Source organism: Streptomyces sp. PA03-1a (assembly GCF_033792805.1).
In the GTDB taxonomy this organism is placed as follows: Bacteria; Actinomycetota; Actinomycetes; order Streptomycetales; family Streptomycetaceae; genus Actinacidiphila.
Window position 1 is genome coordinate 1 of record NZ_JARAVO010000293.1, and the last position, 10,406, is coordinate 10,406.

Below are 10,406 nucleotides of genomic sequence, written 5' to 3' on the forward strand. Positions count from 1 at the left end.
CGTCTCCAGCTCGTCGTCCTGCAGGTGCGGCTGGGGCTGGTGGAGGCGCTTGACCGCCACCGCACGGCCCAGCAGCTCGTCCTCGGCCCGCCAGACCGTACCCATGCCGCCACGGCCTATCCGCTCGACCAGCCGGTATCTCCCGGCCACCAGGCGTCCGAGCTCGGACATCGCGCGATTCTCCTTGGTCATCCGTTGACGGGTCCCTTCGACCGGCCGGGCTCAGGACAGGGCGACGACCCGTGCCTGCGCCGGGCCCGCGTCGAAACGCAGGACGATGTCGTAGAGGTAGGTGTCGCCGGCCCGGGGCCCCAGGGCCGTCCGGGTCCCGGGGCGCAGCAGGCGGGAGACGGTCTCGTGCCGCTCACCCGGCGCCGAGCCGCTGACGGTGACGAGCCGCAGGGCGGTACGCCCGGTGTTCTCGAGGGTGACGGTGCGGGTCCGCGGGCACGGAGCGGCCGCGGTGCCCGCGGACCCGCACCGGAAGCGGACGTCGCCGAAGTTCCCCAGCCCGCAGGAGACCTCGGTGGCGTAGTCGATGTCCGACGAGCAGACGGCGCCGACCCGCAGACCGGCCGGCGGGGCGGCCTCGACCGCCGCCCCGTGCGCGTCGGAACCGCGTGGCTGCACGACGGCGAACACACCGAGTACGGCGGTGGCGAGTACGGCGGGTACGAGTGCTTTCCGCACCGGGTGCTCCAGGAGGCGGGCGAGCCGCGGCGCGCGCCGCCGGACGGCGGATGCCTCCGGGCAGCGGGTCGCCGCGGGTGCTGCGGGATCAGTGACGGATCGCGGATCGGGGGCCGCGGTGTGGACGACGGCGCTTCCCCTCGGTAATGGCACCTGATTCATGGGATCCGCCCGCTATCCGCGGATTCCCGTTCCGGCGTAGTGGCGCATGAAATGGGCTTCGGCGACGGCGAGCCGCCGCAGTTCGTCGACGGACACGCTCTCGTCCACGGCGTGGATCTGTGCCTCCGGTTCGCACAACCCGATCAGGAGGATCTCCGCCCGTGGGTAGAGGGAGGCGAGGGTGTTGCACAGGGGGATGCCGCCGCCGAGCCCCGCGATGTTCAGGTCGCGACCGCTGTAGGCCGTGCGCATGGCCTCGGCCATGGCGGTGTAGGCGGGGCTCGAGGTGTCTGCGAGGAACGGCTCGCCCTGGGCGACCTGCTCCACGGACACCCGTGCGCCCCACGGGGTGTGCTTCTCGATCTGGGCGGTCAGCAGCTCCGTGGCCTGCGCGGCGTCGACGCCCGGAGGGATGCGCAGGCTGATCGCCGCCCGCGCGCTTGCGTGGACGGAAGGGGTGGCACCCACGACGGGGGGACAGTCGATGCCCATCACGCTGAGGGACGGCCGTGCCCAGAGCCGGTCCGCCACGGAGCCGGTGCCGACGAGGTCCACCCCGTCCAGTACCCCGCCGTCCACGCGGAAATCGGCCTCGGGGTAGGCCAGTCCTCGCCATGCGCCGCCGGTCTCCAGGCCTTCGACCCGGGGCGATCCGTCGTCGTCCACCAGCGAGCCGAGGATCTTCACGAGCGCGGTGAGCGCGTCGGGCGCGGCCCCGCCGAACTGGCCGGAGTGCAGGTTGCCGCGCAGGGTCTCGACGCCGATCCGGAGCATCGTGATGCCGCGCAGCGACGCGGTGACGGTCGGCATCCCGAGGCGGAAGTTCCCGGCGTCACCGATGAGGATCACGTCGGCTTCGAGCACTTCGGGGTGGGCCCGCGCGTACCGTTCCAGGCCGCCCGTCGCCTGCTCCTCGGAGCCCTCCACGATCACCTTGACGTTCAGCGGCACGCCGCCGTGCGCCTTGAGCGCGCGCAGGGCCAGGAGGTGCATGACCACGGCGCCCTTGCAGTCCGCGGTGCCGCGTCCGTACCACCGTCCGTCGCGCTCGGTCAGCTCGAACGGCGGGGTGCGCCAGGCCTGTTCGTCCGGGGCCGGCTGGACGTCGTAGTGCGCGTACAACAGGATCGTGGGAGCCCCCGCCGGCCCCGCGAGGTGACCGTGGACGGACTGGTGGCCGTCGGGCATGTCGAGGACGCGTACGTCGTCGAATCCTTCGTCCCGCAGGGCGCCGGCCACCCAGGCGGCAGCCTTGTGGCATTCCTCGGGGGGTGACACGGCCGGGTCCGCGACCGACCTGAACGCGACGAGTTCCGCGAGCTCGTCCCGCGCTGCCGGGATCAGCGAGGCGACGGTGTCGGCGAGGGGATCGGTGGACAACGGGAACTCCTTGGCGTGCGGGGAAGGGAGCGCCGATCGCCGGAGGAGGGAAAACGCCTCACCGTCACGGGAATTCGACAACCCCCTCGACCCTAATCGCGTCGCGACGCAGGGGAATAGAAGGTGCGTGCCATTCTCGGCGGCACGAATACCGGAGGAAAAGCAATCCGGCCGGAGGTCCACGGAGGCGCTGGCCGGCCGAGCGCCGCTCATCGAGGAGGGCCGGGGCCCGTCCTCGACGAGCGGCGTCCTGGCCGGCACCGCCTACCGGCCGCTGCCGGCCTGACGGCCCGGCCTCACTTCAGGTGCCGGCGAGCCCCGGGCGGTGCCGACGGGAAAACCCGCGAGGGGGATCCGGGACGAATCCGGATCCCCCTCGCGGGCACCTTCGGGTGACGACCGCCCGGGATCAGCTGCAGCCGCTGGTGGAGCCGCAGCCCTCGCAGAGGTAGCAGCTGCCCGCGCGGCGCATCTTCGTGCCGCAGGAGAAGCAGAGCGGGGCGTCGGCGTTGAGGCCGAGCTGGATCTCCAGCAGCTCCGTGGAGTTGTGCGCGGTCTTCGGCGCCGGGGTCACCGCGACGACCTCGGGCTTGGCCGTGGCGGCCGGCTTGGGCGCCTCGGTCTGGCGCGGGGCGGACTGCGCCAGGCCCTCGACGTCGACCTCCTCGGCGGCGGGCTCGTACGAGCCCGTGTCGAGGTGGCGCTGGCGCTCCTCGGCGGAGTGGATGCCGAGGGCGGAGCGGGTCTCGAAGGGCAGGAAGTCCAACGCCAGGCGGCGGAAGATGTAGTCGACGATCGACTGCGCCATCCGCACGTCCGGGTCGTCCGTGAGACCGGCCGGCTCGAAGCGCATGTTGGTGAACTTCGAGACGTAGGTCTCCAGCGGCACGCCGTACTGCAGGCCGACGGAGACGGCGATGGAGAAGGCGTCCATCATGCCCGCGAGGGTCGAGCCCTGCTTGGACATCTTCAGGAAGACCTCGCCCAGACCGTCGTCCGGGTAGGAGTTCGCGGTCATGTAGCCCTCGGCGCCACCCACCGTGAAGGAGGTGGTGATCCCCGGACGGCCCTTGGGGAGCCGGCGGCGGACCGGGCGGTACTCGACGACCTTCTCGACCGCGGCGGGGGCCTCCGCCGTCTCGGCCTTCTTCTCGTCCGCCTTCTTCTTGGCGGAGAGCGGCTGGCCGACCTTGCAGTTGTCGCGGTAGATCGCGAGCGCCTTCAGGCCGAGCTTCCAGCCCTCGTAGTAGATCTCCTCGATCTCCTCGACGGTCGCCGACTCCGGCATGTTGACCGTCTTGGAGATGGCGCCGGACAGGAACGGCTGGGTCGCGGCCATCATCCGGACGTGGCCCATCGGCGCGATGGAGCGCTCGCCCATGGCGCAGTCGAAGACCTCGTAGTGCTCGGACTTCAGGCCGGGCGCGTCGATGACGCTGCCGTGCTCGGAGATGTGGGCGACGATCGCCTCGATCTGCTCCTGCTGGTAGCCCAGGCGGTGCAGGGCCTGCGGGACCGTGTTGTTCACGATCTGCATGGAGCCGCCGCCGACCAGCTTCTTGAACTTGACCAGGGCGAGGTCCGGCTCGATCCCGGTGGTGTCGCAGTCCATCATCAGGCCGATGGTGCCGGTCGGGGCCAGCAGGGAGGCCTGCGCGTTGCGGAATCCGTTCTTCTCGCCGAGGCGCAGGACGTCCTGCCAGGCCTCGGTGGCCGCGGCCCAGACCGGGGAGTCCAGGTCGTCCATCCGCGTGGCGACCGCGTTGGCGTCGGAGTGCTGCTTCATGACGCGCTTGTGGGCGGTGGCGTTGCGGGCGTAGCCGTCGTACGGGCCGACGACCTCGGCGAGCTCCGCGGAACGCTTGTACGAGATGCCGGTCATCAGGGAGGTGATGGCACCGGCCAGCGCGCGGCCGCCCTCGGAGTCGTAGGCGTGGCCGGTCGCCATGAGCAGCGCGCCGAGGTTGGCGTAGCCGACGCCCAGCTGGCGGAAGGCCCGGGTGGTCTCGCCGATCTTCTGCGTCGGGAAGTCCGCGAAGGAGATGGAGATGTCCATCGCGGTGATGACGAGCTCGACGACCTTGGCGAAGCGCACGGCGTCGAAGCGCTGGTTGCCCTTCCCGTCGTCGTCGAGGAACTTCATCAGGTTGAGCGAGGCGAGGTTGCAGGACGAGTTGTCCAGGTGCATGTACTCGCTGCAGGGGTTGGACGCGGTGATGCGGCCGGTCTCCGGCGTGGTGTGCCAGTGGTTGATGACGTCGTCGTACTGGATGCCGGGGTCGGCGCAGGCCCAGGCGGCCTCGGCCAGCTTGCGGAACAGCGCCTTGGCGTCGATCTCCTCGATGACCTCGCCGGTCATCCGGGCGCGCAGGCCGAACTTCTCGCCGTTCTCGTACGCCTTCATGAACTCTTCGTTCACGCGGACGGAGTTGTTGGCGTTCTGGTACTGGACGGACGCGATGTCGTCGCCGCCCAGGTCCATGTCGAAGCCCGCGTCGCGCAGGGCGCGGATCTTCTCCTCCTCCTTCACCTTGGTCTCGATGAAGGCCTCGACGTCGGGGTGGTCGACGTCCAGGACAACCATCTTGGCCGCGCGGCGGGTGGCGCCGCCGGACTTGATGGTGCCGGCGGAGGCGTCCGCGCCGCGCATGAAGGAGACGGGGCCGGAGGCGTTGCCGCCGGAGGAGAGCAGCTCCTTGGAGGAGCGGATGCGGGAGAGGTTCAGGCCCGCGCCGGAACCGCCCTTGAAGATCATCCCCTCTTCCTTGTACCAGTCGAGGATGGACTCCATGGAGTCGTCGACCGAGAGGATGAAGCACGCCGAGACCTGCTGCGGCTGGGCGGTGCCGACGTTGAACCAGACCGGGGAGTTGAAGCTGAAGACCTGGTGGAGCAGGGCCCAGGTGAGCTCGTGCTCGAAGATCTCCGCATCGGCGGGCGACGCGAAGTAGCCGTGGTCCTCGCCGGCCTTGCGGTACGTCGTGACCACGCGGTCGATCAGCTGGCGGAGGCTGCTCTCGCGCTGCGGGGAACCGACGGCACCGCGGAAGTACTTGCTGGTGACGATGTTGACCGCGTTCACCGACCAGAAGTCGGGGAACTCCACGCCGCGCTGCTCGAAGTTGATCGAGCCGTCGCGCCAGTTGGTCATGACGACGTCACGGCGTTCCCAGGCCACCTCGTCGTAGGGGTGCGTCCCCGGGGTGGTGTGGATGCGCTCGATGCGCAGGCCCTTGGCGGCCGGAGCCGCCGCGGCCGCCTTGCCGGCCTTGGCTCGGGAGCTCCGTGCCGGGCCGCTCGTCGTCTCTGTCATGTGCCGCCTCCCATTACAGGCATTACAGGTAAAACGCCCTGAAGCGCCGCGGTCTTCCCGCGTCTGTGTCTCTCACGGCCGGTACACCCCCGGGTGCCCGGCAAGTCTCGTACCGGTGTGCCGCCGCTACTCTGCGGCGACGGCGGCGGTCGGGACGGCTCCGTCCCGGTCCCGCCCACCGGTGTCGTCCGGTGGTCCCTGGTCGCGCAGCTCGGCGATCGCCGTCTCGAAGTCCTCGAGCGAGTCGAAGGCCCGGTAGACGGAGGCGAAGCGGAGGTAGGCGACCAGGTCCAGGTCCTTCAGCGGGCCGAGTATGGCCAGTCCGACGTCGTGGGTCGACAGCTCGGCGCTGCCCGTGGCGCGCACCGCCTCCTCGACGCGCTGCCCGAGCTGGGCGAGGGCGTCCTCGGTGACGGGCCGGCCCTGGCAGGCCTTGCGGACTCCGGCGATGACCTTGTTACGGCTGAAGGGTTCGGTGACCCCGCTGCGCTTGATCACCATCAGCGAGGCCGTCTCCACGGTGGTGAAGCGGCGGCCGCAGTCGGGACACTGCCGGCGACGACGGATCGAGGTGCCGTCGTCGGTGGTCCGGCTGTCGACGACGCGGCTGTCGGGGTGTCGGCAGAAGGGGCAGTGCATCGTTTCCCTCTCCCTCCCTCACCCACGGTGAGCGCACGACTTCTGAGCCCGAGGGGCCGGTCACGGCCCCGCGAAGCAGCCACAAGCATAGGCGATCCGGGAGGGCTTGATGACCCGGGGACCACTACTTGTGGGGGCTGGACCCCATCCAACCACTAGATCTGGTGGCGTGGCGGCCATATGCACCCATCGCGCGGACCGCGTGTCGCGGCCCGCCGACGGGACGGGAGCCTACGCGACGCGCGGCCTCCCGGGAGAGCCGGGGCGCGGATGACACACTGGGTGTACGGATCGTCACGGCTCGCGCATCATGGAACCGGGCGGGCGGACCGGGGCGACACCGCAATACCGGCCCGGGGAAACGGCGTTCGGATCCCGAATGCGGGCTGAATTCGAAATTATATTCGATCAATACCATCTACACCTTGATCGCGTCACCGGATCCGCGCAAATTCACTCGAACGTGTGTTTGGCGCAACCTTTCGAAAGCAACTACCGTTGTCCTACTAGGGAGAACATCTCGAGAGGGGCCGCCGTGACCACCACCGCCGACAGCGCCACATTGACCGCCCATGACCGCCCCCAGGACCGGCTACGCCCGATGGAAGCGATGAACGACGAGACGCCAAAGCCCGCGCGAGCGCTACCCGGACGACCTCCAGGAATCCGGGCGGACAGTTCCGGACTCACCGACCGCCAAAGGCGCGTCATCGAGGTGATCCGGGATTCCGTCCAGCGGCGCGGATACCCGCCGTCCATGCGCGAGATCGGCCAGGCCGTCGGGCTGTCGAGCACCTCGTCGGTCGCCCATCAGCTCATGGCGCTGGAGCGCAAGGGCTTCCTCCGGCGTGACCCGCACCGGCCCCGCGCTTACGAGGTACGCGCCTCCGACTCCGCGCAGGCGCAGCCCACGGACACCGCGGGCAAGCCGTCCGCGTCGTACGTCCCCCTGGTGGGCCGGATCGCCGCCGGTGGCCCGATCCTCGCCGAGGAGTCCGTGGAGGACGTGTTCCCGCTCCCCCGCCAGCTGGTGGGCGACGGCGAGCTGTTCGTCCTGAAGGTCGTGGGCGACTCGATGATCGAGGCGGCCATCTGCGACGGCGACTGGGTGACCGTGCGCCGTCAGCCGGTCGCGGAGAACGGCGACATCGTCGCCGCGATGATCGAGGGAGAGGCCACGGTCAAGCGCTTCAAGCGCGAGGACGGGCATGTGTGGCTGATGCCGCACAATGCCGCGTACCAGCCCATCGCCGGTGACGAGGCGACCATCCTCGGCAAGGTGGTGGCGGTACTGCGCCGGGTCTGAGCCAAGGACCCGCCCGTGACCGGGCCCCGGAACCTCTGCGCCGGTTCCGGGGCCCCGTTGTGTGCCGGGGCTGCTGTCGTGCTCTGCCGGGGGTGCCCGGTGGCGTCACTCGGCCGCCGAGGCGGCGGCGTCGATGGCGGCCAGCGAACGGCGGACCTGGTTGCGGTCGGTCGTCTGCCAGAAGTCCGGCATCGAGGCCTTGATGAAGCCGCCGTAGCGGGCCGTCACCAGCCGGGGGTCGAGGACGGCGACGACCCCGCGGTCCCCGGAGGCCCGCACCAGCCGGCCGGCGCCCTGCGCCATGAGCAGGGCCGCGTGCGTGGCCGCGACCGCCATGAAACCGTTGCCGCCCCTGTCCTCCACCGCCTTCTGGCGCGCGCTCATCAGCGGGTCGTCGGGGCGGGGGAACGGGATCCGGTCCATGACGACCAACTGGCAGTTCGGCCCGGGCACGTCCACGCCCTGCCAGAGCGAGAGGGTGCCGAACAGGCAGGTGCGGGCGTCGGAGGCGAAGCGGCGGATCAGCTCGCCCAGGGTCTCCTCGCCCTGCAGCAGGACCGGGTGGTCGATGCGGCCGCGCAGCACCTCGGCGGCGCCCTGGGCCGCACGCATGGACGAGAACAGCCCGAGCGTACGGCCGCCCGCGGCCTCGATCAGCTCCGCGAGCTCGTCCAGCATGTCCTCGCGGCCGCTGTCCCGGCCGGGCTGCGACAGATGACGGGCGACGTAGAGGATGCCCTGCCGGGGGTAGTCGAAGGGCGAACCGACGTCGACGCCCTTCCACACCGGCGGCTCCTCCTCGCCCTCGGCGGCCACGGTGCCCTCCGGGGCCAGCCCGAGCGAGGCCGCGACCCCGTTGAAGTCGCCGCCGAGCCGCAGCGTGGCCGAGGTCAGGACGACGGATCGCTCGGTGAACAGCTTCTCCCGCAGCAGTCCGGAGACGCTGAGCGGGGCGACCCGCAGCGAGGCGCCGAAGCGGTCGTGGCGCTCGTACCAGACGACGTCGTACTCGGAGCCCTCCACGATGCGCTCGGCGACCTCGTGGACGTTCTCCGTGGCGGCGAGGGCCATCTTCCGCACGGCGTCCTCGTCCTGCACGGAGCGGTCACGGGTCTCGCCGAGCGAGGTGATGACCTGACGGCAGGCGTCGCGCAGCGCCATCAGGGCGTAGCGGAGATCCTCGGGCAGCTCCTCCAGACGCCCGGGGAGGGCCAGCTCCATGAGCCGCTCGAAGCCCTCCGACGCGCTCATCAGGGCGTCCGCGGCCTTCTCGTTGACCAGCTTGGCCGCGAGCTTCACCGTCCGGTTGACCCTGCCGGGGGTGAGCTCGCCCGTGGCGACCCCGGTGACGCGCGAGACCAGTTCATGGGCCTCGTCGACGACCAGCACCTCGTGGCTGGGCAGGACGGGCGCGCCCTCCAGGGCGTCGATGGCCAGCAGCGCGTGGTTGGTGACCACGACGTCGGCGAGCTTGGCGCGCTCGCGCGCCGCCTCCGCGAAGCACTCGGCGCCGTAGGCGCAGCGCGAGGCGCCCAGGCACTCGCGGGAGGTCACCGAGACCTGCTGCCAGGCGCGGTCCGATACGCCGGGGGTGAGGTCGTCGCGGTCGCCGCTCTCCGTCTCGTCCGACCAGTCGCGCAGCCGGAGCAGGTCCTGGCCGAGCTTGCTGGTCGGCGCCGCGGCCTCGAACTGGTCGAAGAGCCCGTCGCCCTCGTCCTGCGGCACGCCCTCGTGGAGCCGGTGCAGGCACAGGTAGTTGGAGCGGCCCTTGAGCATCGCGAACTGCGGTTCGCGGCGCAGCAGCGGCTGCAGCGCGGTGACGGTGCGGGGCAGGTCGCGCTCGACGAGCTGGCGCTGCAGGGCCAGGGTCGCGGTGGCCACCACGACGCGTTCGCCCTGCGCCAGCGCGGGCACCAGGTAGCCCAGCGACTTGCCGGTTCCGGTGCCGGCCTGGACCAGCAGGTGGGAGCCGCTGTCGACGGCTTCGGCGACGGCTTCGGCCATGGTGACCTGGCCGGGGCGCTCCACTCCGCCGACCGCGGTGACGGCGGCGTGGAGGAGGTCGGTGAGGGCGGGCTTCGCGGGCTGTGTCATAGGGCATCCAGCCTACGGGGCGGCACTGACACCGCGGTCGCCACCGCACGTACCGGCGCCCGCCCGCGGGCGCGGCCGGTCACAGGACGTGACGCAGCGTGCGGTCGCGGACCAGCAGCGCGGCCCGCTTGCCGGGCAGCTCGACCTCCGCGGAGAAGCGGAAGCCCGCGGCGAGGAAGGCGGCCACGGACGGGGTGTTGCGCAGGTCGGGCTCGGCGATCACCCGGGTGCACCGGGGGCGCTGCCGCAGGGCGTGGTCGGCGACGGCCCGCAGCAGGGTGCCGCCGAGGCCGCGGGCCCGGTCGGCGACGGGACCGATGAGCAGGTGGAGCCCGGTGTCGTGAGGGCGGGCCGGGTAGTAGCGGGCCACCGCGTCGAGGTCGGCGCGGTACACCTCCCAGTAGCTCATGGGCACCCCGTCGAGGACCCCGACGCAGGGCATGCTGCGCCCGTCGCCGTCGAGCTGGGCGCGCAGGTGCCGCTCGGCGACCTCGGGCCGGCCCGCGAGGTCCCAGAACTCCGCGACGGCGGGGTCGTTCATCCAGTGGGTGATGACCGGGAGGTCGCGCTCGGGGCGTACGGGGACGAGCTGGAAGGTGCCCGCGGGGGTGCCGACCGGCCCCCAGTCGGCGACGCCGTCGAGGAGGTCGTCGAGCGGGGCCGGGCCGCCGGCGCGGTCGTCGGCGGTGACGTCCTCGTCGAGGAGGGCGCGGAGCTCGGGCGGCAGTTCCAGGTCGAGGGTGTCGTCGCCGTGCCTGTCTCTTAAACAAATCACCAACGCCCAAAAACCCCCTACCAACCCTTATCCGCGTCTTTTTTAAA

7 protein-coding genes and 1 pseudogene are annotated in these 10,406 nt (G+C 71.2%); 1 reads left to right on the forward strand and 7 read right to left on the reverse strand.

The window, feature by feature from the left end:
* From PV341_RS40050 to nrdR, 5 genes and pseudogenes are all read right to left on the reverse strand, one after another.
* Positions 1–171, reverse strand: a pseudogene (locus PV341_RS40050) (serine/threonine protein kinase); the annotation flags it as partial.
* A 51-nt stretch (positions 172–222) separates the two neighbouring features.
* Positions 223–690, reverse strand: coding sequence for a hypothetical protein (locus tag PV341_RS40055; RefSeq protein ID WP_500329031.1), 468 nt, complete (start codon positions 688–690; stop codon positions 223–225).
* 174 nt (positions 691–864) lie between these two features.
* Positions 865–2,232 (reverse strand): dipeptidase, encoded by a 1,368-nt coding sequence (locus PV341_RS40060; RefSeq protein WP_500329032.1) that lies wholly within the window; start codon positions 2,230–2,232, stop codon positions 865–867.
* A 409-nt stretch (positions 2,233–2,641) separates the two neighbouring features.
* Positions 2,642–5,545, reverse strand: coding sequence for a vitamin B12-dependent ribonucleotide reductase (locus PV341_RS40065; protein ID WP_500360362.1), 2,904 nt, complete (start codon positions 5,543–5,545; stop codon positions 2,642–2,644).
* Between the two features lie 126 nt (positions 5,546–5,671).
* Positions 5,672–6,184 (reverse strand): transcriptional regulator NrdR, encoded by a 513-nt coding sequence (gene nrdR, locus PV341_RS40070; RefSeq protein WP_499514420.1) that lies wholly within the window; start codon positions 6,182–6,184, stop codon positions 5,672–5,674.
* A gap of 535 nt (positions 6,185–6,719) precedes the next feature.
* On the opposite strand from nrdR, the gene lexA reads away from it, so the two are divergent.
* Positions 6,720–7,490 carry a LexA family protein gene (lexA, locus tag PV341_RS40075; RefSeq protein WP_499514419.1) on the forward strand — a complete coding sequence of 257 codons (771 nt, stop codon included), beginning with the start codon at positions 6,720–6,722 and terminating at the stop codon, positions 7,488–7,490.
* A gap of 105 nt (positions 7,491–7,595) precedes the next feature.
* Here lexA and PV341_RS40080 read toward each other — a convergent pair whose 3' ends face one another.
* Positions 7,596–9,584 (reverse strand): ATP-dependent DNA helicase, encoded by a 1,989-nt coding sequence (locus PV341_RS40080; protein WP_500329034.1) that lies wholly within the window; start codon positions 9,582–9,584, stop codon positions 7,596–7,598.
* Positions 9,585–9,663: 79 nt separating this feature from the next.
* Positions 9,664–10,383 (reverse strand): GNAT family N-acetyltransferase, encoded by a 720-nt coding sequence (locus PV341_RS40085; protein WP_500360364.1) that lies wholly within the window; start codon positions 10,381–10,383, stop codon positions 9,664–9,666.
* Between the last annotated feature and the right edge of the window lie 23 nt (positions 10,384–10,406).